This window comes from Streptomyces sp. NPDC038280, assembly GCF_055600045.1.
In genome coordinates, this window is record NZ_JBVJYZ010000007.1 from 273,732 (window position 1) to 300,239 (window position 26,508).

Sequence of the window (26,508 nt, forward strand, 5' to 3'; positions counted from 1 at the left end):
GCGACACCGTCACCGACCAGCTCGGTGGGGACCCTCCCCGCTCACCCGGCAGGTTGCCGGGCTGGTGCGGTGGAGGACCGAGCGTCGCCGATCGTGGTCCATTCCGAGCCGGGGCACAAGGGGGTTCGTTACTGACTAGTAACGGGTGGATAACCACGCCACGACGGGGTGATGTCGACCGGCCACACAGGGTGCCACCCGGGTGTACGACATAGAGGGAGATTGCCGGTAAAAACCGGACAGAAATATGAGTTTGATTTACTACGAGTAACAGCGGCCGCGATTACCAAGTTTTGGTAAAGCGCGGCCGCGTTTTGTCACTGTGTCGCCAAATCAGTGGCGTACGGGGTGTTCAGGGGGTCAGAACAGCACGCGCGCCAGAGCCGACCGGGCGGCGGTCACCCGGGAGTCGTCGGAGCCGATGACCTCGAAGAGTTCGAGGAGGCGCAGCCGCGCCCTGTCCCGGTCCTCGCCCGCGGTGCGCCGCACGACGTCGATCAGCCGCCCGAAGGCGTCCTCGACGTGGCCGCCCACGAGATCCAGGTCGGCCGCGGCGATCTGGGCCGTCGGGTCCGCCGGGTTCTCCGCGGCGTCCTTGCGCACCTGCGCCGGGTCCAGGTCCCGCACCCGGGCGAGCAACTCGGCCTGGGCGAGGCCGAGCTTGGCCTCCAGGTTGCCTGGGTCGTCGCCGAGGACGTTCTTGTACGCCTGGATCGCGCCACCGAGGTCGCCGGCGTCCAGCGCCTGGACGGCCGCTTCGAGCAGCGCGTCGTACGGGCCGACGGGCACGGGGGCGGGGGCGGACGGGTCGGCCTCCGGGTCGACCACGACGCCGGTGAGACCGAAGCGCTCCTCGCCGACCTGGATCAGCTGGTCCAGGGTCTGGCGGATCTGGGCCTCCGGGGCGGCGCCCTGGAAGAGCGGCAGCGCCTGGCCGGCGACCACCGCGAAGACGGCCGGAATCCCCTGGATCCCGAACTGCTGCATCAACATCTGGTTGGCGTCGACGTCGATCTTGGCGAGCACGAAACGGCCGTTGTACTCAACGGCGAGGCGCTCGAGAAGGGGGCTCAGCTGCTTGCACGGCTCGCACCACTCGGCCCAGAAGTCGAGGACGACCGGCACCTCGGTGGAGCGCTGGAGCACCTCGCGCTCGAAGCCCGCCTCGTCGACATCGATCACCAGGGCGGAGGGGGCCACCGCCGCGGTACCGCCGCCCTGACGGGCCGCTTCGGCGCGCGCCTGCTCCGCCTTGACCTTGGCCTCTCCGGCCGCCTTCACCGCGGCGAGGTCGACGACGCCGCTCATGGACATGTTCCTAGGCTGCATGAGTACATCCTCCCCCTTCCGCGCGCGTAACCGGTAAGCCTCTTGCCACTCTTCGCTGTGGCGCCGGGTCCCCACCTGGCGCCTGTGGTTGTCGCTGGGGCCGCTCAAGCCTTTCGCTACGAGTCGTAGCGTAACTGGATCTTCTCGGGGCGGCGGGAAAACCGGCGGGTGAACTGGCTCACACGGCGAGGACACTGGCGCATTACTTACTCGCCGGTATGGTCGCCGTCATGTGTAGCCGCACCACTTCCCGCAGCCGAACCGGGCGCCCCCGCAGTGTCGAGGCCGATGCCGCGATCCTCGAGGCGACCCGTGACGCACTGGTGGAACTGGGCTGGTCGAAGCTGACCATGGGCGATGTGGCGACCCGCGCCAAGGTCGCCAAGACGACGCTCTACCGGCGGTGGGCGAGCAAGAACGAGCTGGTCGTGGACGCGGTCGCCGTGCTCTTCGACGAGCTCGAACTGCCCGATCTCGGCAGCCTCCGGGCCGACATCGAGAACGTGGTGCTGCAGTTCGCGGCTCTCCTGGAGCGGCCCGAGACCAAGACGGCACTGATGGCGGTGGTGGCGGAGTCCACGCGCGACGAGCCCCTGCGGATGCGGATCCGGACGTCCATCGTGGACCGTCAGAAGAGGCTGGTTCTGGAGGGTCGTCAGCGCGCCCAGGAGCGGGGCGAGCTGCCCGCGGACCGGGATCCGGGCGCGATGGAGGGCACCGACGACCTGATCTTCGACGTGATCGCGGGGGCCGTGGTGCACCGGGCGCTGGTGAGCGCCGAACCCGTGGACGAGGAGTGGGTCCGGCGCTTCACCGCGCTGCTGATCGGGGGCCTGGGGGCGGCGGCCGGCGGCTGAGCGCCCCGGCACCGCGCCACGGTGGCCAGGTCGTGTCCGGAAAGTCTTGCCTGGCGTGCGACTCCCTAGAAGCCGGGCGGCTCGGTGTACGTGCCCCACTCGTCGCGCAGGGCGTCGCAGATCTCCCCGAGCGTGGCCTCGGCTCGGACGGCCTCCAGCATCGGCGCGATCATGTTCGAGCCGTCCCTGGCCGCCGCCAGCATCGCGTCCAGGGCGCCGCGCACGGCGGCGTCGTCACGGCCGGCCTTGCGGTCGGCCAGGACCCGCACCTGCTCGCGCTCCACCTCGTGGCTGACCCGCAGGATCTCCAGGTCGCCGGTGACCGAGCCGTGGTGGACGTTGACGCCGACGACCCGCTTGTCGCCCTTCTCCAGGGACTTCTGGTACTGGAAGGCCGACTCGGCGATCTCACCGGTGAACCAGCCGTCCTCGATGCCCCGCAGGATGCCCGAGGTGATCGGCCCGATCGGGTGCTGTCCGTCGGGGTGCGCCCGGGTGCCCCGCTCCTTGATCTGGTCGAAGATCTTCTCGGCGTCGGCCTCGATGCGGTCGGTGAGCTGCTCGATGAACCACGAACCGCCCAGCGGGTCGGCCACATTGGCGACGCCGGTCTCCTCCATCAGCACCTGCTGGGTGCGCAGGGCGATCTCGGCGGCCTGCTCGCTCGGCAGCGCGAGGGTCTCGTCCAGGGCGTTGGTGTGCAGGGAGTTGGTGCCGCCGAGCACCGCGGCGAGCGCCTCGACGGCCGTCCGTACGACGTTGTTGTACGGCTGCTGGGCGGTGAGGGACACACCGGCGGTCTGGGTGTGGAAGCGCAGCCACTGCGCCTTGTCGGTCTTCGCGCCGTACACCTCCTTCATCCAGCGGGCCCAGATGCGGCGCGCGGCGCGGAACTTGGCGATCTCCTCGAAGAAGTCGAGGTGCGCGTCGAAGAAGAACGACAGGCCGGGTGCGAAGACGTCCACGTCCAGGCCCCGGGAGAGGCCGAGTTCGACGTAGCCGAAGCCGTCGGCGAGCGTGTACGCCAGCTCCTGCGCGGCCGTCGCGCCCGCCTCGCGGATGTGGTAGCCGGAGACCGAGAGGGGCTTGTACGCGGGGATGCCCTGCGCGCAGTGCTCCATCAGGTCGCCGATCAGGCGCAGATGGGGCTCGGGCTGGAAGAGCCACTCCTTCTGCGCGATGTACTCCTTGAAGATGTCCGTCTGGAGCGTGCCGTTGAGCACCGCGGGGTCCACGCCCTGGCGCTCGGCGGCGACCAGGTACATGCAGAAGACGGGCACGGCGGGCCCGCTGATCGTCATGGAGGTGGTGACGTCGCCCAGCGGGATGTCCTTGAACAGGACCTCCATGTCGGCGGCGGAGTCGATGGCGACACCGCAGTGGCCGACCTCGCCGAGCGAACGCGGGTCGTCGGAGTCGCGGCCCATCAGGGTCGGCATGTCGAAGGCGACGGAGAGCCCGCCGCCGCCGGCCGCCAGGATCATCTTGTAGCGCTCATTGGTCTGCTCGGCGTTGCCGAAGCCGGCGAACTGCCGGATGGTCCAGGTCCGGCCGCGGTAGCCGGTGGCGTGCAGACCCCGGGTGAAGGGGTACTCCCCCGGCCAGCCGATCCGCTCGAAGCCTTCGTAGGTGTCGCCCGGCCGGGGGCCGTACACGGGCTCGACCGGGTCCCCGGAGAGCGTGGTGAAGTCCGCGTCGCGCTTGCGGGCTTTGTCGTACCGGGCCTGCCAGCGACGGCGGCCTTCCTCAATCGCGTCAGCGTCCATGCTTCAAATTTACTAGGACGTCCTAGTAAATGTCGATGGTCAACCGCCGTACGCATCCGTACGGCGGTAGGACTAGGCCTTGACGGGCGCCGGGGCGCCGTCGGTGACCAGCGGCTCGACCTCGCGGGCGACCTTGCGCTCGACGAAGAAGGCGGCGGTCGGGATGGTCCCGGAGACCAGGACCCAGAGCAGCTTGCCGAACGGCCACTTGGCCTTGGAGCCCAGGTCGAAGGCGAAGATCAGATAGATGATGTAGAGCACGCCGTGGATCTGGGAGACCACGAAGGTGAGGTCCTCACCCTTGCCGAAGCCGTACTTGAAGATCATGCAGGTGCAGAGCACCAGCAGCATGACGGCGGTCACCAGGGCCATGACCCGGTAGCGGGTCAGCACGCTCTTTTTCATGGCATCGAGCGTAACGGCACGTTCCGGGCGATCTTCGCGCGGGTCAGGACTCCTCGAAGTCGCCGGCGGCCACCCGCAGGGGCCGCAGCGTCGCGAAGATCTCGGCGCACTCCTCGGCGTCGTACACCCCGAGCCCGAAGTCCATCGCCATCAGATCGCGGGTCGCCGCCTCGACCACCTCACGGCCCCTCTCCGTGATGGAGGCGAGGGTGCCGCGGCCGTCGTTGGGGTTGGGCCGCTTGTCGACGAGACCGGACTTCACCAGCCGGTCCACGGTGTTCGTCACCGACGTCGGGTGGACCATCAGCCGCTCGCCGATCTTGGACATCGGCAGCTCGCCGGCCTTGGAGAAGGTGAGCAGCACCAGCGCCTCGTAGCGCGCGAAGGTCAGTCCGTACGGCTTCACCACGGCGTCGACCTCGGCGAGCAGGATCTGGTGCGCCCGCATGATCGAGGTGATCGCGGCCATCGACGGCACCGGGCCCCAGCGGTTCTGCCAGAGTTCGTCGGCGCGGGCGATGGGGTCGAAGGGAAGACTGAGCGGTTTCGGCACGGCACCGACCTTACCGACTGGTCACATGCTGGTCAGCCCTGTCTCGCTGTTCGGTCCGCGGGTGTGCGGACCGCCTCGGCACCGCCGCGGTGGGCGGTGGTCCGGAGAACGGCGAAAGCCCCCGGCCGGACGGGCCGGGGGGCTTTCGCGGGCAGGGGGGCGCTCAGGCCGAGAGGTGCCGCTCCACCGTCTCGACCTTGCTGGTCAGCCCGTCGGTGACGCCGGGCCTGACGTCTGCCTTGAGGACCAGCGAGACGCGCGGCGCGCGGGCCTCGACCGCCGCGACGGCGCGCTTGACGACGTCCATGACCTCGTCCCAGTCGCCCTCGATCGAGGTGAACATCGCGTCGGTACGGTTCGGCAGCCCGGACTCGCGGACGACCCGGACGGCGTCGGCCACGTACGCGCCGACCTCCTCCCCGACGCCGAGCGGGGTGACGGAGAAGGCGACGATCACGCCTTCACCGTGCCCTCGCGGCGGGCGCGGGAGGCGATGACCGCGTCCTCGGCGGCGCGCTTGAGCTTGCGCTCGGCGAAGAAGCCGCCGAAGGGCAGGACGGAGAGGACGAAGTAGAGGGCGGCGGTCGTGAACTGCCACTTCGTACGGTTCCAGGCGTCCAGCCAGAAGAGCACGTAGAGGATGAAGAGGATGCCGTGGACGGCACCCATCACCGGGACCGCGTTGAAGTCCGTGGTGCGCTTGAGCACCGAGCAGACCAGCAGCAGCAGGAACGACACGGCCTCGGGGGCCGAGACGAGCCGGAGCCGGTGGAGGGAGGAGGCGGTCTTGATGTCCACGGTTCACCTTCGGGGGGAGGGGCCGGTGATCTTGTGAATGGAAGCACAAGCGTTCGCCCCATTGTGGCAGCCGTCTTTTGCCGGAGCTTTATGAGGGTCGGATCAGGGGTCGGATCGTCCCGGGGTCTCTGTTCGCGCCCGCTTCCCGCCCAGTAACGTCACCCCGTGGCAACGTTTCGACTCCAAGGCAGCAAAGTGCTCGCCGTCGACATGACCGGCGACGCCGTCAAGGCGAAGAACGGCTCGATGGTCGCGTACGACGGCCGGATGGCCTTCAAGAAGATGTCCGGCGGCGGTGAGGGGATCCGCGGCATGGTCACCCGCCGGCTCACCGGCGAGCAGATGACCGTGATGGAGGTGACCGGCCAGGGCACGTGCTACTTCGCCGACCGCGCGTCCGAGATCAATCTGGTGTCCCTGCGCGGCGACAAGCTGTACGTCGAGGCGAGCAATCTGCTCTGCACCGACGCCGGCCTGCGCACCGGCACCAGCTTCACCGGGCTGCGCGGTGGTGCGACCGGGAACGGCCTGTTCACCACGACGGTCGAGGGCACCGGGCAGGCCGCGATCATGTCGGACGGCCCCGCCGTGGTGCTCCGGGTGACCCCGCAGTACCCGCTCTCGGTCGACCCCGGCGCGTACATCGCCCACCAGGGCAACCTCCAGCAGAGCTTCCAGTCCGGTGTGACGTTCCGCACGTTCATGGGCGAGGGCGGCGGCGAGGCGTTCCAGATCCGGTTCGAGGGCGACGGCCTGGTCTACGTACAGCCCAGCGAGCGGAACACCATCGGAGGGGACGTCTGACATGCCGTTCCGAGAGATCAATTCGAAGATGGTCGAGGCCACGGTGGTCCCCGGTCAGCGGATGTTCAGCCAGCGTGGCGCGATGCTCGCCTACCGGGGGGACGTCACTTTCACGCCGAACATCGCGGGGGGCCAGGGCGGCGTGATGTCGATGATCGGCCGACGGGTGGCCGGCGAGGCGACGCCGCTGATGACCGTCGAGGGCAACGGCACCGTGATGTTCGGTCACGGCGGCCACCACATCCAGGTCGTCCAGCTGACCGGCGACACCCTGTACGTCGAGGCCGACCGGCTGCTGGCCTTCGACGGCACCCTGGAGCAGGGGACGATGTTCATGGGCTCCCAGGGCGGCGTCATGGGAATGGTCCGCGGCCAGGTCACCGGCCAGGGCCTGTTCACCACGACCCTCAAGGGCCATGGCGCGGTCGCGGTGATGGCCCACGGCGGCGTGATCGAACTGCCCGTCACGCCGGGCCGGGACGTCCATGTGGACCCGCAGGCCTACGTCGCCCACCACGGCGACGTGCGCAACAAGCTCTCCACCGCGCTCGGCTGGCGCGACATGGTGGGCCGGGGCTCTGGCGAGGCGTTCCAGCTGGAGCTGAGCGGCAATGGTGTGGTGTACGTCCAGGCGTCGGAGGAGAAGCTGTGAGCGCGTACGGCGGGGCGGGCCCCGTGATTCTGGACCCGATGACGCTGCCGAGCGACGACAACGTCAACGCGTACACCTTCTGCGTGGAGCTCAAGGGCTCCCAGTGGTTCCTGCAGAAGGGGAAGATGATCGCCTACTACGGGCGGATCGACTTCAACGGCATCGGCCACGGCCGCTTCGAGCGGCTGCTGCGGACGAGCTTCCACTCGCCGCTGCACGCGAGCGACTGGGTGGTGGCGGAGGGCAGCGGGAAGATGCTGCTCGCGGACCGGGCCTTCGACGTCAACTCGTTCGACCTGGACGAGGGCAATCTGACGATCCGGTCGGGCAATCTGCTGGCCTATCAGCCGTCGCTGGCACTGAAGCAGTCGATCGTCCCGGGATTCGTGACCCTGATCGGTACGGGCAAGTTCGTGGCCGCGTCCAACGGTCCGGTGGTCTTCATGGAGCCGCCACTGCGGGTCGACCCCCAGGCGCTGGTGGGCTGGGCCGACTGCCCGTCGCCGTGCCACCACTACGACCACGGCTACATGGCCGGCGTGATGGGCGGAGTGCGGGCGCTGACGGGCCTGGGCGGTGTCTCCGGCGAGGAGCACCAGTTCGAGTTCGTGGGGGCCGGTACGGTACTGCTCCAGTCGACGGAGGTCCTGATGGCCGAGCAGCCGACGGGTGCCGTGCCGCACGAGCCGGGCGTTCCCGGCGGCGGGTCGGGTTCCGGCCATGGTCAGCCGGGCTCGGTACCGCGCCTTCCCGGACAGCTCGGAGACCTCCAGCGTCGCTTCGGCCTGTGAGCGGTAGTCTGCGGAGTGTGACGTTCTCGAACGTGTGCGCCCTTGTCGGGCGGCCGACGGGGGCGTCGCACTCCCCGACTTCGTCCAGTATTCAACTTCTTAGGTAGAATCCACATATGGAGACCGAGACCGCCACCCACTGGCTGAGCGACGCCGAGCAGTGCGCCTGGCGCACCTACCTGGACGTCAACAGGATGCTGACGTACCAGATGGAGAGGGACCTCCAGCCGTTCGGCCTGACCAACAACGACTACGAGATCCTGGTGAACCTCTCGGAGTCGGCCGAGCGACGCCTGCGGATGAGTGACCTCGCGGCGGCGACGCTCCAGTCCAAGAGCCGGCTCTCGCACCAGATCACCCGCATGGAGAAGGCCGGTCTGGTCCGCCGCGAGAACTGCGAATCGGACCGGCGCGGGCTCTACGCCGTGCTCACCGAGCAGGGCATGGAGACGATGCGGAAGGTCGCGCCGCACCACGTCGACTCCGTGCGGAAGCACTTCATCGACCTGATGACGCCCGAGGCCCTCGCGGATCTACGCGAGTCACTCACCCCGGTGGCGGAGAAGCTCCGGGGCCGCCGGGGCAAGCCGTAACACGCGCGACCCCCCGGTCGGGGGCACCCGCCCCGCGGGACGGGTGCCCGGGAAAGGGCTACGCCGTGATCGCGGCCACCAGCTCGTCCGCCGCCGCGTAGGGATCGAGCTGCCCCGCCACGATCCGCTCCGCCAGCGCGTCCAGGCGCCGGTCGCCGTGCAGGTCCCCGATGCGCTCCCGCAGGGCCGTCACCGCGATGGTCTCCACCTCGCGCGCCGAGCGCGCCCGGCGGCGCTCCGCGAGGACCCCGTGCTCCTCCATCCACGCCCGGTGCTTCTCGAGCGCCTCGACCACCTCGTCGATGCCCTCGCCGCGCGCCGCGACCGTCTTCACGATCGGCGGCCGCCAGTCGCCCGGGCCCCGGGCCTCGCCGAGGCCCAGCATGTGGTTCAGCTCGCGGGCGGTCGCGTCGGCGCCGTCCCGGTCCGCCTTGTTCACCACGTACACGTCGCCGATCTCCAGGATGCCCGCCTTGGCCGCCTGGATCCCGTCGCCCATGCCGGGGGCGAGCAGCACGACGGAGGTGTCCGCCTGAGAGGCGATCTCCACCTCCGACTGCCCCACGCCGACCGTCTCGACGAGGATCACCTCGCAGCCGGCCGCGTCGAGGACGCGGATCGCCTGCGGCGCGGACCAGGCGAGACCGCCCAGGTGCCCGCGGGTGGCCATCGAGCGGATGTAGACGCCCGGGTCGGAGGCGTGCTCCGACATCCGGACCCGGTCACCGAGCAGTGCGCCGCCGCTGAAGGGCGACGACGGGTCGACGGCCAGGACGCCGACCCGCTTCCCGGCCCGCCGGTACGCCGAGACGAGCGCCGAGGTCGACGTCGACTTGCCGACACCGGGCGAGCCGGTCAGACCGACCACGTACGCCCCGCCGGTCAGCGGCGCCAGCGCCGCCATCACCTCGCGCAGCTGCGGGGACGCCCCCTCCACGAGTGAGATCAGCCGGGCCACGGCCCGCGGCCGGCCCTCCCGCGCCTGGGCGACCAGCTGGGGGACGTCCACCATCGTGCTGCTCCGTTCGTCGAGACTTACTTACCCGGGACGCGCACGATCAGGGCGTCGCCCTGGCCGCCGCCGCCGCACAGCGCGGCCGCGCCCACGCCGCCTCCGCGGCGCTTCAGCTCCAGCGCCAGGTGGAGAACCACGCGCGCGCCGGACATGCCGATGGGGTGGCCGAGCGCGATCGCGCCACCGTTCACGTTCACCTTTTCCGGGGAGACCCCGAGGTCCTTCATTGACTGCACGGCGACCGCGGCGAAGGCCTCGTTGATCTCGATGAGGTCCAGGTCGTCGACGGACAGGCCCTCCTTCTTGAGGGCGTGCTGGATGGCGTTGGACGGCTGCGACTGGAGCGAGTTGTCGGGGCCGGCGACGTTGCCGTGGGCCCCGATCTCGGCGATCCACTCCAGACCGAGCTCCTCGGCCTTCGCCTTGCTCATCACGACGACGGCCGCGGCGCCGTCGGAGATCTGCGAGGAGGTGCCGGCCGTGATAGTGCCGTCCTTGGCGAACGCGGGGCGCAGCTTGCCGAGCGACTCGACGGTGGTCTCGCCGCGGATGCCCTCGTCCTTGGAGAAGACGACCGGCTCACCCTTGCGCTGCGGGATCTCGACCGGGGTGATCTCGGCCTCGAAGATGCCGTTCTTCTGCGCGGCGGCGGCGCGCTGGTGCGACAGCGCGGCGATCTCGTCCTGCTCGGGGCGGGCGATGCCGAGGCGGGTGTTGTGCTTCTCGGTCGACTCGCCCATGGCGACGTTCTCGAAGGAGTCGGTCAGACCGTCGTACGCCATCGCGTCGATCATCTCGATCGCGCCGTACTTGTAGCCCTCGCGGGACTTCGGCAGCAGGTGCGGCGCGTTGGTCATCGACTCCTGGCCGCCCGCGACCACGATGTCGAACTCACCGGCGCGGATCAGCTGGTCGGCCAGCGCGATGGCGTCCAGGCCGGACAGACAGACCTTGTTGATGGTCAGCGCGGGGACGTTCATCGGAATGCCGCCCTTGACCGCGGCCTGACGGGCCGGGATCTGGCCCGCACCGGCCTGCAGCACCTGGCCCATGATCACGTACTGCACCTGGTCGCCGCCGATCCCGGCGCGGTCCAGGGCGGCCTTGATGGCGAATCCGCCGAGGTCGGCGCCCGAGAAGGACTTGAGGGAGCCGAGGAGACGGCCCATGGGCGTGCGAGCGCCCGCGACGATCACTGAAGTGGTACCGGTCGTTCCAGACATGAGGCACAGCCCCTTGGAGATGAGGAGTGAACGAGGGTTTACCTCAATGTACTGAGCGGTACTGGTCCGGGTCACCGGCCAGTCAGTGTGATCGCGCGCACGTTGCGTAACCACCGCCGGGGCGCTGCACTAGGTGCCATGCTGACGCGAATCGACCACATCGGGATCGCCTGTTTCGACCTCGACAGGACTGTCGAGTTCTACCGTGCGACGTACGGCTTCGAGGTGTTCCACTCCGAGATCAACGAGGAGCAGGGCGTCCGCGAGGCCATGCTCAAGATCAATGACACCTCCGACGGGGGCGCCTCCTACCTCCAGCTCCTCGAACCCACCCGCGAGGACTCCGCGGTCGGGAAGTGGCTGGCCAAGAACGGTGAGGGGGTCCACCACATCGCCTTCGGCACCGCCGACGTGGACGGCGACGCCCAGGACATCCGTGAAAAGGGTGTGCGGGTTCTCTACGACGAGCCGCGCATCGGCTCGATGGGCTCGCGGATCACGTTCCTGCACCCCAAGGACTGCCACGGGGTCCTCACCGAGCTCGTCACCTCGGCGAAGCCGTCCGCTGACTCCTCCTCAGCCGAGCACTGACCCCCGGATTCCTGGCCCGGTAGAGTGGCGGCTCCGGGCCGGGGCCGGATCGGGGCCGTGCCACGGTGTCGTCTTTGATCTGACACCATTCCCCGGGGGGCCGTTCGCCGGGGAACGGTGCTCGTTTGGAGAGAGTTGCGACCAGGGGACGGATGGGACCGCGCAGTGCGGGGCTACGAACGCCAGGAGAGCCACCGAGCTGACGACGACCACCTCTCGCGGTTCGAAGCCGAGATGGACCGGCTGAAGACCGAGCGGGAGAAGGCCGTCCAGCACGCCGAGGACCTCGGTTACCAGGTCGAGGTATTGCGCGCCAAGCTCCACGAGGCGCGCCGCACGATCGCATCCCGGCCCGCCTACGACAGCGCCGACATCGGCTACCAGGCGGAGCAGCTGCTCCGTAACGCCCAGATCCAGGCAGACCAGCTGCGCTCGGACGCCGAGCGCGAGCTGCGCGAGGCCCGCGCCCAGACCCAGCGCATTCTCCAGGAGCACGCCGAGCACCAGGCGAGGCTCCAGGCCGAGCTGCACACCGAGGCCGTGCAGCGGCGCCAGCGCCTCGACCAGGAGCTGGCCGAGCGTCGGCAGACCGTCGAGGCCCACGTCAACGAGAACGTGGCCTGGGCCGAGCAGCTGCGGGCCCGTACGGAGTCCCAGGCCCGCCGGCTCCTCGAGGAGTCCCGCGCCGAGGCCGAGCAGTCCCTGGCCACCGCCCGCGCCGAGGCCACCCGGCTCGCCGAGGAGGCCCGCCGGCGGCTCGCCGCCGAGGCGGAGTCCGCCCGCGCCGAGGCCGAGGCGACCCTGCTGCGCGCCCGCAAGGACGCCGAGCGGCTGCTCAACGCCGCCTCCACCCAGGCCCACGAGGCCACCAGCCACGCCGAGCAGCTGCGCTCCGCCACCACCGCCGAGTCCGACCAGGCGCGCCGGCAGGCCGCGGAGCTGGGCCGGGCCGCCGAACAGCGGATGCAGGAGGCCGAGGAGCGACTGCGCGAGGCGCGCGCCGAGGCCGAGAAGACCCTCAACGAGGCCAAGGAGACCGCCGCCCGGCAGCTCACCTCCGCCGAGTCCGTCAATGAACAGCGGACCCGTACGGCGAAGGCGGAGATCGCCCGGCTCGTCGCAGAGGCCACCAAGGACTCCGAGACGCTGAAGGCGGAGGCCGAGCAGGCGCTCGCCGACGCCCGCGCCGAGGCCGAGAAGCTGGTGGCGGAGGCCGCCGAGAAGGCCCGCACGGCGGTGGCCGAGGACTCGGCGGCGCAGCTGGCCAAGGCCGCCCGGACCGCCGAGGAGGTCCTCACCAAGGCGTCCGCGGACGCCCAGGAGACCACCCGCAAGGCGTCCGAGGAGGCCGAGCGGATCCGCCGCGGGGCCGAGGCGGAGGCGGAGCGGCTGCGGTCGCAGGCCGAGGAGCAGGCGGACCAGCTCAAGGGCGCGGCCAAGGACGACACCAAGGAGTACCGCGCCAAGACGGTCGAGCTGCAGGAGGAGGCGCGCCGGCTACGCGGCGAGGCCGAGCAGCTGCGGGCCGAGGCGATCGCCGAGGGCGAGCGGATCCGGGGCGAGGCGCGGCGCGAGGCCGTCCAGCAGATCGAGGAGGCGGCCAGGACCGCCGAGGAACTGCTGACCAAGGCACGGACCGACGCGGACGAGCTGCGCTCCGGCGCGAGCGCGGAGAGCGAGCGGGTCCGCGGCGAGGCGGCCGAGCGGGCCGCCGCCCTGCGCAAGCAGGCCGAGGAGACCCTGGAGCGCTCCCGCGCCGAGGCAGACCGGCTGCGCGCCGAGGCCGAGGAGCAGGCGGACTCGGTGAAGGCCGCGGCCGACCAGGCCGCGGCCGAGACCCGCGCCGACGCCGAGCGCGCCGCCGAGGCCCGGCACGCCGAGGCCGCCGACGAGCTGAGCCGGCTGCACTCCGAGGCCGAGATGCGCCTCACCACCGCCGGACAGGAACTGACCGACGCCCGTGCCGAGGGCGAGCGGATGCGCCGCGAGGCCGCAGAGGAGACCGAGCGGCTGCGCACCGAGGCCGCCGAGCGGATCCGTACGCTGCAGGCCCAGGCCGAGCAGGAGGCCGAGCGGCTGCGCACCGAGGCGGCGGCCGACGCGGCGGCCGCCCGCGCGGAGGCCGAGTCGGTGGCCGTACGGCTGCGCACCGACGCCGCCACCGAGGCGGAGCGGCTCAAGACCGAGGCGCAGGACACCGCGGACCGTCTGCGGGCGGAGGCGGCCGCCGCGGCCGAGCGGGTCGGCGCCGAGGCGGCCGAGGCGCTCGCCGCCGCCCAGGAGGAGGCGAACCGCCGCCGCCGCGAGGCCGAGGAGACGCTGAACTCGGCGCGCGCCGAGGCGAACGAGGAGCGCGAGCGGGCCCGCGAGCAGAGCGAGGAGCTGCTCGCCTCCGCGCGCAAGCGGGTGGACGAGGCGCAGACCGAGGCGCACCGGCTGGTGGAGGAGGCCGACCGGCGGGCGACCGAGATGGTGTCCGCCGCCGAGCAGACCGCCCAGCAGGTGCGGGACTCGGTCGCCGGGCTCCAGGAACAGGCCGAGGAGGAGATCGCCGGGCTGCGTTCGGCAGCCGAGCACTCCGCCGAGCGGACCCGCACCGAGGCGCAGGAGGAGGCGGACCGGGTCCGCGCCGACGCGTACGAGGAGCGGGAGCGGGCCACCGAGGACGCGAACCGGGTCCGCACCCGGGCCCAGGAGGAGTCGGAGGCCGCCAGGGCGCTCGCGGAGCGGACCGTATCCGAGGCCATCACCGAGGCGGACAAGCTCCGTTCGGACACGGCCGAGTACGCGCAGCGGGTCAGGACCGAGGCCACGGACGCGCTGGCGTCGGCCGAGCAGGACGCGTCCCGCACCCGTGCGGAGGCTCGCGACGACGCCAACCGGATCCGTTCCGAGGCGGCTTCGCAGGCGGACCGGCTGGTCGGCGAGGCGACGAGCGAGGCCGAGCGGGTCACGACCGAGGCGACCGAGCTGCTGTCGCTGGCCGAGCAGGACGCGGAGCGGACCCGTACGGACTCCGAGCGGATCAGGACGGACGCCGAGGCGGAGGCCGAGCGGCTGCGCGCGGCGGCCCGGACCGACGGCGAGCGGGTGCTGGACGAGGCGCGGAAGGCCGCCGACAAGCGGCGGGCCGACGCCGCGGCGCAGGCCGACCAGCTGATCGGTGAGGCGACGAGCGAGGCCGAGCGGATCACGGCCGAGGCGACCGAGCAGGCCGAGCGGCGGCTGCGCGAGGCGTCGGGCGAGGCGGAGCGGCTGCGGGCCGAGGCCGCCGAGACGGTCGGTTCGGCGCAGCAGGCGGCGGAGCGGATCCGCGCGGAGTCCGAGCGCGTGCGGGCCGAGGCGGAGGCCGCGGCCGAGCAGATGCGCGCGGAGGCCCGCTCGGAGGCGGACCGGATCCTCGACGAGGCGCGGGAGTCGGCGGCCAAGCGCCGTGCGGACGCGGCCGAGCAAGCGGACCAGCTCATCGCGAAGGCCCAGGAGGAGGCGCTGCGCGCCACCACCGAGGCCGAGGCGCAGGCGGACACGATGGTGGGCGCCGCCCGCAAGGAGGCCGAGCGGATCGTCGCCGAGGCGACCGTCGAGGGCAACTCCCTGGTGGAGAAGGCCCGTACGGACGCCGATGAACTGCTGGTCGGGGCGCGCAGCGACGCGACGGCCATAAGGGAGCGCACCGAGGAGCTGCGGGCGCGTACCGAGGCGGAGATCGAGGAGCTGCACGACCGGGCCCGCCGGGAGAGCGCCGAGCAGATGAGGACGGCCGGCGAGCGGGTCGACAAGCTGGTGACCGCGGCGACCGAGCAGGAGGCGCGGGCCGCGGCGAAGGCCAAGGACCTGGTGGCCGAGGCCAATTCGGAGGCGAGCAAGGTCCGGATCGCCGCGGTGAAGAAGGCCGAGGGGCTGCTCAAGGAAGCCGAGCAGAAGAAGGCCACGCTGGTCCGTGAGGCAGAGAAGATCAAGGCCGACGCCGAGCGCGAGGCAGAGCAGATGATCTCCGAGGGAAAGCGGGAACTGGAGGTCCTGGTGCGCCGGCGGGAGGACATCAATGCGGAGATCTCCCGTGTCCAGGATGTTCTTGAGGCGTTGGAGTCTTTCGAGGCGCCGTCCACGGGTACGAAGGACGGAGTCAAGGCGGGCGTTTCGGCGGGGGTTACACGTTCGAGTGGCAAGTCCTCCGAGGGCTAGCCACTCAAAAGGCTGGACATTCTCCAGATCAAACGGGCATCCGCTCGATGACACGCCGCTTCGGCCCCTAGGATTCCCCCTATCACCTCACCGGTCTCATTCGACAGGAACCCCATGAGCGACACATCCTCCCCCTTCGGCTTCGAGCTCGTGCGGCGTGGTTACGACCGCGGTCAGGTGGACGACCGCATTACCAAGCTCGTCGCCGACCGTGACAGTGCTCTGGCCCGAATCACCTCTCTGGAAAAGCGCATCGAGGAGCTCCACCTCGAGACCCAGAACGCCCAGGCCCAGGTCAGCGACGCGGAGCCGTCGTACGCCGGTCTCGGTGCGCGGGTCGAGAAGATCCTCCGCCTCGCCGAGGAGGAGGCGAAGGACCTGCGTGAGGAGGCCCGTCGCGCCGCCGAGCAGCACCGCGAGCTCGCCGAGTCGGCCGCCCAGCAGGTGCGCAACGACGCGGAGTCGTTCGCGGCGGAGCGGAAGGCGAAGGCCGAGGACGAGGGCGTCCGGATCGTCGAGAAGGCCCAGGGCGAGGCGAACTCGCTGCGCGCCGAGGCGCAGAAGGACGCGCAGTCGAAGCGTGAGGAGGCGGACGCCCTCTTCGAGGAGACCCGCGCCAAGGCCGCTCAGGCCGCCGCCGACTTCGAGACCAACCTCGCCAAGCGCCGCGAGCAGTCCGAGCGCGACCTGGCGTCGCGTCAGGCGAAGGCGGAGAAGCGTCTCGCGGAGATCGAGCACCGCGCCGAGCAGCTGCGCCTGGAGGCCGAGAAGCTGCGTACGGACGCGGAGCGCCGGGCCCGTCAGACGGTGGAGACCGCGCAGCGCCAGGCCGAGGACATCGTGGCCGACGCGAACGCCAAGGCCGACCGGATCCGCTCGGAATCGGAGCGCGAGCTGGCGGCGCTGACGAACCGCCGCGACTCCATCAACGCGCAGCTGACCAACGTCCGCGAGATGCTGGCGACGCTGACCGGCGCCGCGGTCGCCGCGGCCGGTTCGCCGGTGGACGACGAGCCCGTGACGCGCGGCGTCCCGGCCCAGCAGTCCCGGTAATCACGCCCCCCGGCGAGTGAGCCGAAGGGACGCGCGGGTGTCGACCGTCGACGCACGCCTGAGCGTCCCGGAGGGGAAACCGAGCCCGAAATAAGAGCACAGCCCTCCGTCATTCCGGTGGCGGGGGGCTTCGTGCGCTCGTAGCGTGGACGGATGATCGAGCTTGAGGGGCTTACCAAACGCTTCGGTACGAAGACGGCGGTCGACCATCTGTCGTTCCAGGTCCGGCCCGGGATGATCACCGGCTTCCTCGGACCGAACGGCGCCGGCAAGTCGACGACGATGCGCATGATGCTCGATCTGGACATCCCGACCAGCGGTACCGTCCGGATCGACGGCAAGCACTACCGCGATCTCGAGGAACCTCTGAAGTACATCGGGGCGTTGCTGGACGCCAAGGCGATGCACGGAGGCCGCTCCGCGTACAACAACCTGCTGTGCCTGGCCCAGGCCAACCGCGTTCCGGAGCGCCGGGTCGCCGAGGTTCTCGACACGGTCGGACTCACCCCGGTGGCGAAGAAGAAGTCCAAAGGATTTTCGCTCGGGATGGGCCAGCGGCTGGGAATCGCCTCCGCGCTGCTGGGTGATCCGGAGATCTTGATGTTTGACGAACCCGTCAATGGTCTGGACCCCGAGGGAATTCACTGGATCCGCAATCTGATGAAGGCGCTGGCGGCGGAAGGCCGGACGATCTTCGTTTCCAGCCATCTGATGAGTGAAATGGCACTGACCGCCGATCACTTGATCGTCATCGGCCAGGGCAAGCTGCTCGCCGATACCTCGATGGCCGATTTCATCCAGCAGAACTCACGGAGTTTCGTACGTCTCCGCTCGCCGCAGCAGGAGGAGTTGCGGGACGTCCTCCACGCGAACGGCTTCACCCCCGTCGAGTCGGGCAACGGCACCCTGGAGGTCGACGGCGCGACCACCGAGGCGCTCGGTGAGCTCGCCGCCCGGCACCAGCTGGTCCTCCATGAACTCAGCGCCCAACGCGCCTCGCTGGAGGAAGCGTTCATGCAGATGACGGCGGGCGCGGTCGAGTACCACGCGCACGGCACGGACATCCACGGCACCGCGGGCGGCCCCGCGTGGGGTGCGCCCGTCCCCGCGGCCGACACGACCAGCGGCCCCCACTGGGGCGACACCCACCAGGGGGCCTGAACCATGGCATCGGTACCCGCCGTCCTCCAGTCCGAGTGGACCAAGATCCGCACGGTGTCCTCCACGAGCTGGACCCTGGTCAGCGCGCTGCTGGTGACGGTCGCCATGAGCGCGGCGCTCTGCGCGTTGATGAAGTCGACCTTCACCGAGCTCTCCCCCGCCGAGCGGGCCACCTTCGACCCGACCTTCATCAGCTTCTCCGGGATGATCCTCGGCCAGCTGGCGATGGTCGTCTTCGGCGTGCTCGTGGTCGGCACCGAGTACAGCTCGGGCATGATCCGCACCTCGCTGGCCGCCGTCCCGCAGCGGGCCACGTTCCTCCTCAGCAAGATCACGGTCGCCGGGCTGCTGGCCCTGGCCGTCGGGCTCGCGACCAGCTTCCTGTCCTTCTTCCTCGGCCAGGCCCTGCTCGGCGAGTACCGCACGACCCTCGGCGCGGACAACGTCCTGCGCGCGGTCATCGGCGGCGGTCTCTACATGGGCCTGATCGCGCTCTTCTCGATGGGCGTCGCGGCGATGCTGCGCTCGTCGATGCTCTCCCTCGGCATCCTGGTGCCGTTCTTCTTCCTGATCTCCCAGATCCTGTCCGCCGTACCGAAGGCCAAGGACGTGGCGCGGTACTTCCCCGACCAGGCCGGCTCCAAGATCATGCAGGTGGTCCCGGACGCGATGAACACGCAGGAGGCGCCGTACGGCCCCTGGGGCGGGCTGGGGATCATGCTCATCTGGGTCGCGGCCGCGCTGACCGGCGGCTTCCTCGTCCTCAGGAAGCGCGACGCCTGACCGGTCGGGACGCCCTTCCGGTCAGCGGGGCGTCCGGGCCCCGTCGGCTTTGGCTGGAACCGTCAAGGGGCGGATACCCTCTTAGCTCCTACGGGGGCCTTCGGCCACGGGCCACTGCCCCGACGACGACCTGACCTGTCGATGGGGCTGGAGAATGATCGAGGCAGTCGGCCTGACGAAGCGCTACGGCGCCAAGACGGCCGTGTACAACCTTTCCTTCCAGGTGCGGCCCGGCGCCGTCACCGGCTTCCTGGGGCCGAACGGCTCCGGGAAGTCGACGACCATGCGCATGATCCTCGGGCTCGACCGGCCGACGTCGGGACACGTCACGATCGGCGGCCACCCCTTCCGGCAGCTTCCCAACGCGCCCCGGCAGGTCGGCGCCCTGCTCGACGCCAAGGCCGTCCACGGCGGCCGGAGCGCCCGCAATCATCTGCTGTCCCTCGCCCAGCTCGCCGGTATCCCGGCCCGCCGGGTCGACGAGGTGCTCGGCGTCGTCGGGCTCCAGGACGTGGCCCGCAGGCGCTCCAAGGGCTTCTCGCTCGGTATGGGACAGCGGCTCGGAATCGCGGCCGCGCTCCTCGGCGACCCGCAGGTGCTGCTCTTCGACGAGCCGGTCAACGGTCTCGACCCCGAGGGCATCCTGTGGGTCCGCAACCTCATGAAGAAGCTCGCCTCCGAAGGCCGGACGGTCTTCGTGTCGAGCCATCTGATGAGCGAGATGGCGCTCACGGCGGACCAATTGATCGTGATCGGCCGCGGTCAGCTGCTCGCCGACATGAGCGTCAAGGACTTCATCTCCGCCAACTCCGCGGACTTCGCCCGGGTGCGCACGCCTCGGACCGAGCCGCAGCAGCGGGAGAAGCTCACCGCGGTACTGACCGAGGCCGGCGGGCAGGTGCTCTCCGAGCGGGACGGCGCGCTGCGCGTGACCGGTCTCGCGCTGCCGCGGATCAGCGATCTGGCGCACGAGGCGGACGTCCGGCTGTGGGAGCTCTCGCCGCACCAGGCGTCGCTGGAGGAGGCGTACATGCGGATGACGCAGAGCGCCGTGGACTACCGCTCCACCGAGGACCAGCTGGCCGGCCTGCAGCAGCCCCTGCCGCATCCCGGAGACGGCTACGTGGTGCCGCAGCCGGTGGTTCCGGAGGTGCCCCAGCAGGGCTGGTACGCCCCGCCGCCGCCCGGGGAGAACCCGTACGCGCAGAAGCCGCAGGTGCCCGCGGAGCCGCCCGTCGCGCCCGCGCCCGTGCCCCTGGACCAGACCCCGGCCGGCCCGCCCCCCGGAACCGACCCGAGCACCAGCAAGGACGCCCGATGACGACCCCGTACCAGCAGCAGGGCGCACCCCTCGCCTCGTACGTCTCACCCATCCCGGTGCGCAGGGCCCACCTCGGCGACGCCCTCGCCTCCGAGTGGACCAAGATCCGTTCTCTGCGCTCCACGATGTGGACGCTCGGCGTCATGATCCTGCTCATGGTCGGCATCGGCCTGGGCGTCGCGGCGATCGTGGCCGCCTCCCACGTCGACACCCAGGGCGAGTCCGCCCTCGGTCTCGGTTTCTTCGGTGTACTGCTCGGCTCGATCTGTGTGATCACGCTCGGCGTGCTCACCATCGCGTCCGAGTACGGCACGGGCATGATCCGCACGACGCTGACCGCCTGCCCCAGCCGTGCGCGCGTGCTCGCGGCCAAGGCGATCGTCTTCTTCCTGCTGGTGTTCACCGTCACCACGGTGACCGTCACGCTCGTCGCCGCGGTCCAGTCCGCGATGGTGGACGCGACCCCCGCGTCCACCGGCGACTGGCTGCGGGCGACCGTGGGCGTGGGGCTCTACCTGGCGCTGCTCGGGCTGCTGTCGCTCGCCGTCGGCACGCTGCTGCGGCACTCGGCGGGCGCGATCACGATCATGATCGGCGTGGTGCTGTTCCCGCTGGTGGCGGCCATGTTCATGTTCTCGGAGTCGCTGGCGAAGCTCCAGGAGGCACTGTTCGCCTACGCGATCCCGAGCCAGATCATCGCGCTCTACAGCGAGACCGCCGTGCGCGAGTCGGGACCGGTCGGCTGGGAGCCTCTCCTGATCATCCTCGGGCTGACCGCGGCCACCCTGGGCGCCGCGTTCGCGGTGCTGAACAGCCGCGACGCCTGAGGGCACCGGCCGGCGCCGCCGGACAACCGCCTCAGTACTTGGGGGCGTTGCGGGACCGCTGCACCCGGGAGGCGCGGCGGTCCTTCGCGTTCCAGCACGCCTTGTGCCAGTGTCGCCGGTCGTCCACGCCGCCGTACTCCGGCCAGGCCACCACGTGGGGCATCCCGGAGGGGATCTCCTGGTCGCAGCCGGGGCACCGGTAGCGCTTGCCGACCGAGCTCGCCCCGGCGACGTGCCGGACCGACCACTCCTCGCCCTGCCAGGGCTCGGTGCGCTGGACACCGCCGTACCGGTCGCCCGGCGCACCTTCCTGCTCGACGGGACTGTCGCCGCCACGGGGGCGGTTGCGGCGCGGGGACACGTAACACCTCACGGGGCCGGGTGCGGGACAGGTGACTTCCAGCGTACGGCTCATGACCCGGAGCACATGTCCTGGACGGGCGTCGCGGTCTCGGCCGACAGGCCCAGTTACCGGAAAATCGCAAGAACTTCGCCTCCGCCCGTTGCCTTTGGCACGTGTCAGACGTTGTTGCCTGTAAGAGGGGGAGAGCCGCGTCGGCCGCAAGGAGGCAGAAGGCGATGCGCGTGGGTACGTTTGTTCTGGCCGCCCAGTTCCCTGGGCAGGGGCAGGGGGAGGCGCTGCACCGGGCGGTGCGGACCGCCGAGGCCGCCGAGGAGGCCGGGCTCGACTCGGTCTGGCTGGCCGAGCACCACTTCGTTCCGTACGGCGTGTGTCCGTCGGCCGTGACACTGGCCGCGCTGCTCCTCGGCCGCACCCGCCGGATCCGGGTGGGGACGGCGGTGAGCGTGCTGCCGACCGCCCACCCGGTCGCGCTGGGCGAGCAGGCCGCACTGCTGCACCTCACCTCCGGCGGCCGCTTCACCCTCGGCGTCGGCAGGGGCGGCCCCTGGGTGGACCTGGAGGTCTTCGGCGCGGGCCTGGAGGCGTACGAGCAGGGGTTCCCCGAGGCGCTCGATCTGCTGCTGCGCTGGCTGCGCGAACCCCGTGTGGGAGCCCAGGGGGAACGATTCGCTTTCCGTGAAGTCGCCGTCGTGCCGCGGCCGGACGAGCTCATCGGTCCCGTCGGCGACACGGCCGGGCCCGAGGTGGTCCTGGCGTGCACCTCGCCGGCGAGCGTCCGCAGGGCCGCCGAGCGCGGGCTGCCGATGCTCCTCGGCATGCACTGCGGTGACGAGGAGAAGGCCGAGATGGTCGCCGCGTGGCGCACGCAGGCGCTCGCCGCGGGTCATGCGCCGGACGCGGTCGCCCGCGCCGCCGCCGGGCATGTGTCGGCGGGCGTGGCGCAGATCGCGGACAGTGGGGCCGACGCCGCCGAGGCACTCCTCAAGGCGATGCCGGGATGGCTGAAGCAGGGTCTGGACGCCCATGTGACGGTCGACGGGCGGCACCGGGCGATGCGGGATCCCGTCGCCTACACCGAGCTGCTGTGCGCCCTGCACCCGGTCGGGACGCCGCGGCTGGCGGCGGACCGGCTCGCCGCGACCGCCGAGCGCACGGGCATCACCCGCTTCGCGCTGCTGGCCGAGGGGTCGGGAGACCTCACGGCCACCGAGGAGAACGTGCGGCGCCTGGGCGCCGAGGTGCTGCCGCTGCTCGTCTGAGCCGCCGCCCTTTCCGCCGTATGAAAAACGCTGCCGCTCCGGCATCAGGTGCCTCGCGCGACGCGGAGCGGCAGCAGAAGACATCAGCAGTCGCGCAGTTCGGGCGACTGATTGAGCAGCTGGCCCCGGATGGAAGTGAAGCGGGCCAGCCGCTCGTCCACCGAGGAGTCCAGCGGGAACACCGCCACACGGTGGCAGTTCTGGAAGGCCAGACGCACCCCGAAGTGCCGCTGGAGCGCTCCGCGGATCGCGTCACTCGCGAGCGCGCGCAGCAGCTGACCACGTGCCTGCTCGTCCGGCGGCGGCGTCTGGTTGTCGGCGAACTCTCCGCCGTCCACCTTCAGCTGAGCCACCAGAGAACTGATCATCTCCCATGCGAAGGGCAGGGAGGTCCGGACGCAGTCGACGAAGTCGGCTTCGTCGACCTCGCCTCGCTCGGCCTGTTCCAACAGCGCCGGTGAGACGTCGAGCGACATGGGTTCTCCTCTCGCGACCCCGACGAGCGGGGTCTTACGGGCAGGGAAGGAGGAGCCCCCGTACGCCACGCAGAGTGCACGAGCGACGACCTCCTGCTTCCACGTTAAGCGCGCTGTCCGGACCGCACCAGGAGATTGGGACCACAACCGGCCAATAACGAACGGGGCTTTAGGGCCGAATCGCGCGGAAGCGTATGCGTCGAGTAGCGTTGCGCCCCATGCGTCTCGTCATCGCCCGCTGCTCCGTGGACTACGCGGGCCGGCTCACCGCCCACCTGCCCTCCGCCCCCCGTCTGATCCTGGTCAAGGCAGACGGCAGCGTCTCCATCCACGCCGACGACCGGGCGTACAAACCGCTCAACTGGATGTCCCCGCCGTGCACGCTCAAGGAGGGCGTCGACGGAGAGGCCGGCATCTGGACCGTCGTCAACAAAGCGGGCGAGAAACTGATCATCACCATGGAGGAGGTCCTCCATGATTCCTCGCACGAACTCGGCGTCGACCCGGGTCTCATCAAGGACGGCGTGGAAGCGCACCTCCAGGAGCTTCTCGCCGACAGGATCGAGACACTGGGCGACGGATACAGCCTGATCCGCCGCGAGTACCCGACGGCCATCGGTCCCGTGGACATCCTCTGCCGTGACTCGGACGGCGCGACGGTCGCGGTCGAGATCAAGCGGCGTGGCGAGATCGACGGTGTGGAACAGCTCACCCGCTATCTGGAGCTGCTCAACCGCGATCCCCATCTGGCGCCGGTCAAGGGCATCTTCGCGGCGCAGGAGATCAAGCCGCAGGCGCGGGTGCTGGCGACGGACCGCGGGATCGGGTGCGTGGTCCTGGACTACGACGCGATGCGCGGCATCGAGGACGACAAGCTCCGCCTGTTCTGAGCCACGCGGTACGGGGACGGCCCCCGGCGGTGACTACCGCCGGGGGCCGTTTCCGTGTGCCGGTACGGGCGTCAGACCGCGCTACCGCTGTTGCTGGGGCTGCCGCTCGTGTCGCCGCCGGTGGGATCGGTCCCGCCCGTCGTCGTTCCGCCCGCCGGGTCGGTCCCACCGGTCGTCGTGCCACCCGTCGGATCGGTCCCACCGGTCGTCGTCCCGCCCGTCGGATCGGTCCCACCGGTCGTCGTGCCACCCGTCGGATCGGTCCCGCCCGTCGTCGTGCCACCCGCCGGGTCGGTCCCACCGGTCGTGGTCGTCCCGCCGCTCGACGACGTACCGCCGGTGCTGGAGGGGCTGCCGCTCGGCGAACCACCGGTCGTCGAGGAGCCCGACGTGCTGCCGCCGCTCGACGTGGTCGACCCACCGGTCGTCGGGCCGCCCGTCGAGGCACTGCCCGAGGACGAAGGACTGCCGCCGGAGGTCGTCGTGGAGCCACCGCCCGTGGAGGAGCCACCGCCGCGCGGGGTCGCCGATCCCGACGGGTTCGGCGATTCCGGCTTTCCGGTGCTGCCGGGCCGGGTCGGGTCCTCGACGGGCTCGTCCGTGTTGTAGTCGTCGTTGCCCGTGTCCTGGCCGGTCGACGGGTCCGAGCTGACCCGGTCCGAGCCCGGCTTCTCGTCGCCGCCGGAGGTCGCGCCGAGGGTGATCACCGTGCCGAGGACGGCGACGAGCAGCGCGCCCGCGCCGACCGCGACGGCATTGCGCCGGGCCCCGCCGAGGAAGCCCCAACGGGTGTGGGCTTTCGTCATGCCGCCGGGGGACGTGTGCTGCCGGGTGATGAGGGTGACGTCCTGGTCGGGGAAGGGCGACACCACGCGGGCGACCGGGATGCCGCCGGGCGGGGACGCCGACGCGTCCCGGCGGACGGGCGGGGCCTGCTCGCCGACCGGGCCGCCTCCTGCGAGCGGGCCGCGCGCGCGGTCGGCGACGAGGGCGAGGGCACGGCGGCCGGCGACGGTGCCGCGCTTGTCGGCGAGCGCGCCGCGCATGCCGATGGATGCCTCCAGTTCGGCGCGGGCCCGGTCGAGGTTTCCCCCGCAGAGGGCGAGGACGCCCAACTCGTGGTGGAAGTAGGCCTCCTCGGCGACCTCGCCGGCGATCCGGGCGGCCTGCTGGCCCGTGCGCAGAGCACGCTCCCAGGCGCCCCAGTGCAGTCCCGCGGCGAAGGCCGGGGTGGCACTGCGGGCGAGTTGGACGGCGGCGGCGATGTGCCCGTCCTCGTCGTCGGAGTTCTGCCCGGGGGGCGCGCCTTCGCTGGGCAGCAGCGCGGTCATCGAGGCGAGCAGGGCGTCGGCCTCGGCGCCGGCGCGCTCAGGGGTGACCGAGGGGTGTCCGGCCCACCAGGCGTAGTGCTGGGCGACGGTGTGGGCGCGCTCGGCGGCGCCCTCGCCGTACCCGGCGGCGTCCAACTGGGCCAGCACCTGGGCGGCGAGCCGGTAGCGGGGGCCGACGGGGGTGAGCAGACCGCAGTTCACCAGCTCGCCGAGCGCGGCGTCCGCGTGGGTGTCGCCGACGAGGGCGGGCAGATGGGCCGGGTGCGGCACCTCGCCGCCGAGCGCGACCGCGAGGCGCAGGGTCTCGCGGGCGGACGGGCCGAGCCGCGAGGCGAGCAGCGCCGCCGGCGCCGCGCCTTCGCCGAGGGTGGGCAGGGGTATCTCGGGCAGCTCGGAGTCGGGGATGTCGTCCGGGTCGTCGGGCTCGTCGTCGGGGTTGGCCGGGCCGGCTCCGAAGGGGTCGAAGGCACCCTGGCCGGCGCGGAGGGTGTCGCGCTGGCGCAGCAGCGCGCCCGCCTGGACGAAGCGCAGCGGCAGGCCCTCGGACTCGAACCAGAGGTCGCCGGCCCAGTTGGCCTCCTCGTCCGTGAGGGCCCGGTCGACGACCCGCTCCAGCAGTTCCAGTGTGGAGCCCCGGCCGAGACCCGCGAGGGTGACCTCTTCCAGGTGCGCCTCGGCCGTGGACGCGGGCACATCCGGGGTGGCGGCGAACAGGAAGGCGCACTCGGGGGTCGCCTCGAGGAGTTCGTCGAGGGCCGCGCCGCCGACTTCCAGGTCGTCGACGACGACGACCGCGCCGATGTCGTGGACGTGGTCGAGCAGGGTCGCCCGGTCGGGGCGGTAGTGCGAGGCGTGGTGAACCGTCGCGAACAGTTCGTACAGCAGCTCGGTCGCGGTGCGTCGGTAGCCCGAGAGTCGTACGACGCCGTCCGGGGCGATGTCCGCGCAGTCGCCGGCGACGGCGTCGAGGAGGGTGGTCCGGCCGGAGCCGGCGGGCCCGGTCAGCCGGGCCGAGCGCCCGCGCGCCAGGAGCTGTACGAGCCGCTCGCGCTCCTCCCGCCGCTCCAGGAGCGGCAGCGGCGGGGCGGCGGGTCCGGCGGGGAGGGGCGGGCCGGAGACGCGGGCGAGGTCGGCGCGCTCGTCGGCGGTGCGCTTGCGCGGCCGCGCGGGGAGCTCACCCGGCGGGCAGGGTTCTATCTCGCTGCCGTCGATCGGGTTGATCGTGAGCAGCAGGTCGCCGGAGACGATCTGTGCCGTACGGGCGGTCGCCGGGCCCGCCGACCCGCTGCCCTTCACCGGTCCTGTCACGGGTGTGAGGGGGTCGCGCCGGCCGCCGTCACGGGTGCCGCCGCCGTCGTTGTCATGGCCGTGTTCTTCCGGCCCCCGGTTGATCGGGTCCATCAAAGCCCCCAAAAGCGTCGCGCGCCGATGCCAAGCCCCTCCCGGCCGATCTGCACGTCCGCTGTCGCTTCTGGTCCGGT

General features: G+C 71.2%; 25 protein-coding genes. 14 read left to right on the forward strand and 11 right to left on the reverse strand.

Going from position 1 to position 26,508, the window contains the following annotated elements; translation table 11 throughout:
- Positions 1 to 360 precede the first annotated feature (360 nt).
- The gene (locus tag ACZ7J0_RS17655; protein WP_470888284.1) at positions 361 to 1,329 is read right to left on the reverse strand and encodes a tetratricopeptide repeat protein; all 969 of its coding nucleotides are present in this window, start codon (positions 1,327 to 1,329) and stop codon (positions 361 to 363) included.
- A 230-nt stretch (positions 1,330 to 1,559) separates the two neighbouring features.
- Between ACZ7J0_RS17655 and ACZ7J0_RS17660 the strand changes: the two genes are divergently transcribed.
- Positions 1,560 to 2,186 carry a TetR/AcrR family transcriptional regulator gene (locus ACZ7J0_RS17660; RefSeq protein ID WP_470888286.1) on the forward strand — a complete coding sequence of 209 codons (627 nt, stop codon included), beginning with the start codon at positions 1,560 to 1,562 and terminating at the stop codon, positions 2,184 to 2,186.
- A gap of 65 nt (positions 2,187 to 2,251) precedes the next feature.
- On the opposite strand, the gene ACZ7J0_RS17665 is transcribed toward ACZ7J0_RS17660, so the two are convergent.
- From ACZ7J0_RS17665 to ACZ7J0_RS17685, 5 genes are all read right to left on the reverse strand, one after another.
- Positions 2,252 to 3,952: an acyl-CoA mutase large subunit family protein gene (locus ACZ7J0_RS17665; protein WP_470888287.1), complete on the reverse strand. Its 1,701-nt coding sequence runs from the start codon at positions 3,950 to 3,952 to the stop codon at positions 2,252 to 2,254.
- A gap of 72 nt (positions 3,953 to 4,024) precedes the next feature.
- Complete coding sequence (locus tag ACZ7J0_RS17670) at positions 4,025 to 4,357, reverse strand: DUF3817 domain-containing protein (RefSeq protein WP_470888289.1); 333 nt, start codon at positions 4,355 to 4,357, stop codon at positions 4,025 to 4,027.
- 43 nt (positions 4,358 to 4,400) lie between these two features.
- Positions 4,401 to 4,910, reverse strand: a complete 510-nt coding sequence (locus ACZ7J0_RS17675) for a MarR family winged helix-turn-helix transcriptional regulator (protein WP_470888291.1) — start codon at positions 4,908 to 4,910, stop codon at positions 4,401 to 4,403.
- A 163-nt stretch (positions 4,911 to 5,073) separates the two neighbouring features.
- A complete protein-coding gene (locus tag ACZ7J0_RS17680; RefSeq protein ID WP_470888293.1) occupies positions 5,074 to 5,367 on the reverse strand; it encodes an MTH1187 family thiamine-binding protein in 294 nt (97 codons plus the stop codon).
- Positions 5,364 to 5,708 carry a DUF3817 domain-containing protein gene (locus ACZ7J0_RS17685; RefSeq protein WP_470888295.1) on the reverse strand — a complete coding sequence of 115 codons (345 nt, stop codon included), beginning with the start codon at positions 5,706 to 5,708 and terminating at the stop codon, positions 5,364 to 5,366. The genes ACZ7J0_RS17680 and ACZ7J0_RS17685 overlap by 4 nt, the downstream gene beginning before the upstream one ends.
- A 165-nt stretch (positions 5,709 to 5,873) precedes the next feature.
- Between ACZ7J0_RS17685 and ACZ7J0_RS17690 the strand changes: the two genes are divergently transcribed.
- The 4 genes from ACZ7J0_RS17690 (at position 5,874) to ACZ7J0_RS17705 (ending at position 8,548) form a co-directional block, all read left to right on the forward strand.
- On the forward strand, positions 5,874 to 6,512 hold the full coding sequence (locus ACZ7J0_RS17690; protein ID WP_468706937.1) for an AIM24 family protein: 639 nt from the start codon (positions 5,874 to 5,876) through the stop codon (positions 6,510 to 6,512).
- Between the two features lies 1 nt (position 6,513).
- Positions 6,514 to 7,164: an AIM24 family protein gene (locus ACZ7J0_RS17695; RefSeq protein WP_470888297.1), complete on the forward strand. Its 651-nt coding sequence runs from the start codon at positions 6,514 to 6,516 to the stop codon at positions 7,162 to 7,164.
- A 38-nt stretch (positions 7,165 to 7,202) separates the two neighbouring features.
- Positions 7,203 to 7,955, forward strand: a complete 753-nt coding sequence (locus tag ACZ7J0_RS17700; protein ID WP_470888367.1) for an AIM24 family protein — start codon at positions 7,203 to 7,205, stop codon at positions 7,953 to 7,955.
- Positions 7,956 to 8,071: 116 nt separating this feature from the next.
- Positions 8,072 to 8,548, forward strand: a complete 477-nt coding sequence (locus ACZ7J0_RS17705) for a MarR family winged helix-turn-helix transcriptional regulator (protein ID WP_468706941.1) — start codon at positions 8,072 to 8,074, stop codon at positions 8,546 to 8,548.
- A gap of 58 nt (positions 8,549 to 8,606) precedes the next feature.
- On the opposite strand, the gene meaB is transcribed toward ACZ7J0_RS17705, so the two are convergent.
- Both meaB and ACZ7J0_RS17715 read right to left on the reverse strand, forming a co-directional pair.
- Positions 8,607 to 9,560 carry a methylmalonyl Co-A mutase-associated GTPase MeaB gene (gene meaB, locus ACZ7J0_RS17710; RefSeq protein ID WP_470888300.1) on the reverse strand — a complete coding sequence of 318 codons (954 nt, stop codon included), beginning with the start codon at positions 9,558 to 9,560 and terminating at the stop codon, positions 8,607 to 8,609.
- A 23-nt stretch (positions 9,561 to 9,583) separates the two neighbouring features.
- Positions 9,584 to 10,786: an acetyl-CoA C-acetyltransferase gene (locus ACZ7J0_RS17715; RefSeq protein WP_468706945.1), complete on the reverse strand. Its 1,203-nt coding sequence runs from the start codon at positions 10,784 to 10,786 to the stop codon at positions 9,584 to 9,586.
- 138 nt (positions 10,787 to 10,924) lie between these two features.
- Between ACZ7J0_RS17715 and mce the strand changes: the two genes are divergently transcribed.
- The 7 genes from mce to ACZ7J0_RS17750 all read left to right on the forward strand — a co-directional run bounded on the left by mce (position 10,925) and on the right by ACZ7J0_RS17750 (position 20,707).
- Positions 10,925 to 11,377, forward strand: coding sequence for a methylmalonyl-CoA epimerase (gene mce / locus ACZ7J0_RS17720; protein WP_470888302.1), 453 nt, complete (start codon positions 10,925 to 10,927; stop codon positions 11,375 to 11,377).
- 165 nt (positions 11,378 to 11,542) lie between these two features.
- Positions 11,543 to 15,562: a polarized growth protein Scy gene (scy, locus tag ACZ7J0_RS17725; protein ID WP_470888304.1), complete on the forward strand. Its 4,020-nt coding sequence runs from the start codon at positions 11,543 to 11,545 to the stop codon at positions 15,560 to 15,562.
- Between the two features lie 114 nt (positions 15,563 to 15,676).
- A complete protein-coding gene (locus ACZ7J0_RS17730; RefSeq protein ID WP_468706950.1) occupies positions 15,677 to 16,615 on the forward strand; it encodes a cellulose-binding protein in 939 nt (312 codons plus the stop codon).
- A gap of 153 nt (positions 16,616 to 16,768) precedes the next feature.
- Positions 16,769 to 17,776 carry an ABC transporter ATP-binding protein gene (locus ACZ7J0_RS17735; protein WP_470888306.1) on the forward strand — a complete coding sequence of 336 codons (1,008 nt, stop codon included), beginning with the start codon at positions 16,769 to 16,771 and terminating at the stop codon, positions 17,774 to 17,776.
- A gap of 3 nt (positions 17,777 to 17,779) precedes the next feature.
- Entirely contained in the window at positions 17,780 to 18,559 is a 780-nt protein-coding gene (locus tag ACZ7J0_RS17740) for an ABC transporter permease (protein WP_470888308.1), read from the forward strand.
- A 154-nt stretch (positions 18,560 to 18,713) separates the two neighbouring features.
- Positions 18,714 to 19,880 (forward strand): ABC transporter ATP-binding protein, encoded by a 1,167-nt coding sequence (locus ACZ7J0_RS17745; protein WP_470888310.1) that lies wholly within the window; start codon positions 18,714 to 18,716, stop codon positions 19,878 to 19,880.
- Positions 19,877 to 20,707 carry an ABC transporter permease gene (locus ACZ7J0_RS17750; RefSeq protein WP_470888312.1) on the forward strand — a complete coding sequence of 277 codons (831 nt, stop codon included), beginning with the start codon at positions 19,877 to 19,879 and terminating at the stop codon, positions 20,705 to 20,707. The genes ACZ7J0_RS17745 and ACZ7J0_RS17750 overlap by 4 nt, the downstream gene beginning before the upstream one ends.
- A 31-nt stretch (positions 20,708 to 20,738) precedes the next feature.
- Here the strand turns inward: ACZ7J0_RS17750 and ACZ7J0_RS17755 are convergent, their stop codons facing one another.
- Entirely contained in the window at positions 20,739 to 21,068 is a 330-nt protein-coding gene (locus ACZ7J0_RS17755; RefSeq protein ID WP_470888314.1) for an ATP/GTP-binding protein, read from the reverse strand.
- Positions 21,069 to 21,286: 218 nt separating this feature from the next.
- On the opposite strand from ACZ7J0_RS17755, the gene ACZ7J0_RS17760 reads away from it, so the two are divergent.
- Positions 21,287 to 22,330 (forward strand): LLM class flavin-dependent oxidoreductase, encoded by a 1,044-nt coding sequence (locus tag ACZ7J0_RS17760; RefSeq protein ID WP_470888316.1) that lies wholly within the window; start codon positions 21,287 to 21,289, stop codon positions 22,328 to 22,330.
- 83 nt (positions 22,331 to 22,413) lie between these two features.
- Here ACZ7J0_RS17760 and ACZ7J0_RS17765 read toward each other — a convergent pair whose 3' ends face one another.
- A complete protein-coding gene (locus ACZ7J0_RS17765; RefSeq protein ID WP_468706964.1) occupies positions 22,414 to 22,806 on the reverse strand; it encodes an SCO5389 family protein in 393 nt (130 codons plus the stop codon).
- Between the two features lie 218 nt (positions 22,807 to 23,024).
- On the opposite strand from ACZ7J0_RS17765, the gene nucS reads away from it, so the two are divergent.
- A complete protein-coding gene (gene nucS, locus ACZ7J0_RS17770; RefSeq protein ID WP_468706966.1) occupies positions 23,025 to 23,696 on the forward strand; it encodes an endonuclease NucS in 672 nt (223 codons plus the stop codon).
- Between the two features lie 71 nt (positions 23,697 to 23,767).
- On the opposite strand, the gene ACZ7J0_RS17775 is transcribed toward nucS, so the two are convergent.
- Positions 23,768 to 26,428, reverse strand: a complete 2,661-nt coding sequence (locus tag ACZ7J0_RS17775; RefSeq protein WP_470888319.1) for an ATP-binding protein — start codon at positions 26,426 to 26,428, stop codon at positions 23,768 to 23,770.
- Between the last annotated feature and the right edge of the window lie 80 nt (positions 26,429 to 26,508).

What these genes read in the sequence shown, in the direction of transcription:
- ACZ7J0_RS17655 (WP_470888284.1), bottom strand. Translation starts at nt 1,329, where the DNA reads ATGCAGCCTAGGAACATGTCCATGAGCGGCGTCGTCGACCTCGCCGCG.
- ACZ7J0_RS17660 (WP_470888286.1), top strand. Translation starts at nt 1,560, where the DNA reads ATGTGTAGCCGCACCACTTCCCGCAGCCGAACCGGGCGCCCCCGCAGT.
- ACZ7J0_RS17665 (WP_470888287.1), bottom strand. Translation starts at nt 3,952, where the DNA reads ATGGACGCTGACGCGATTGAGGAAGGCCGCCGTCGCTGGCAGGCCCGG.
- ACZ7J0_RS17670 (WP_470888289.1), bottom strand. Translation starts at nt 4,357, where the DNA reads ATGAAAAAGAGCGTGCTGACCCGCTACCGGGTCATGGCCCTGGTGACC.
- ACZ7J0_RS17695 (WP_470888297.1), top strand. Translation starts at nt 6,514, where the DNA reads ATGCCGTTCCGAGAGATCAATTCGAAGATGGTCGAGGCCACGGTGGTC.
- ACZ7J0_RS17700 (WP_470888367.1), top strand. Translation starts at nt 7,203, where the DNA reads ATGACGCTGCCGAGCGACGACAACGTCAACGCGTACACCTTCTGCGTG.
- ACZ7J0_RS17705 (WP_468706941.1), top strand. Translation starts at nt 8,072, where the DNA reads ATGGAGACCGAGACCGCCACCCACTGGCTGAGCGACGCCGAGCAGTGC.
- meaB (WP_470888300.1), bottom strand. Translation starts at nt 9,560, where the DNA reads ATGGTGGACGTCCCCCAGCTGGTCGCCCAGGCGCGGGAGGGCCGGCCG.
- ACZ7J0_RS17715 (WP_468706945.1), bottom strand. Translation starts at nt 10,786, where the DNA reads ATGTCTGGAACGACCGGTACCACTTCAGTGATCGTCGCGGGCGCTCGC.
- mce (WP_470888302.1), top strand. Translation starts at nt 10,925, where the DNA reads ATGCTGACGCGAATCGACCACATCGGGATCGCCTGTTTCGACCTCGAC.
- ACZ7J0_RS17730 (WP_468706950.1), top strand. Translation starts at nt 15,677, where the DNA reads ATGAGCGACACATCCTCCCCCTTCGGCTTCGAGCTCGTGCGGCGTGGT.
- ACZ7J0_RS17735 (WP_470888306.1), top strand. Translation starts at nt 16,769, where the DNA reads ATGATCGAGCTTGAGGGGCTTACCAAACGCTTCGGTACGAAGACGGCG.
- ACZ7J0_RS17740 (WP_470888308.1), top strand. Translation starts at nt 17,780, where the DNA reads ATGGCATCGGTACCCGCCGTCCTCCAGTCCGAGTGGACCAAGATCCGC.
- ACZ7J0_RS17745 (WP_470888310.1), top strand. Translation starts at nt 18,714, where the DNA reads ATGATCGAGGCAGTCGGCCTGACGAAGCGCTACGGCGCCAAGACGGCC.
- ACZ7J0_RS17750 (WP_470888312.1), top strand. Translation starts at nt 19,877, where the DNA reads ATGACGACCCCGTACCAGCAGCAGGGCGCACCCCTCGCCTCGTACGTC.
- ACZ7J0_RS17760 (WP_470888316.1), top strand. Translation starts at nt 21,287, where the DNA reads ATGCGCGTGGGTACGTTTGTTCTGGCCGCCCAGTTCCCTGGGCAGGGG.
- ACZ7J0_RS17765 (WP_468706964.1), bottom strand. Translation starts at nt 22,806, where the DNA reads ATGTCGCTCGACGTCTCACCGGCGCTGTTGGAACAGGCCGAGCGAGGC.
- nucS (WP_468706966.1), top strand. Translation starts at nt 23,025, where the DNA reads ATGCGTCTCGTCATCGCCCGCTGCTCCGTGGACTACGCGGGCCGGCTC.
- ACZ7J0_RS17775 (WP_470888319.1), bottom strand. Translation starts at nt 26,428, where the DNA reads ATGGACCCGATCAACCGGGGGCCGGAAGAACACGGCCATGACAACGAC.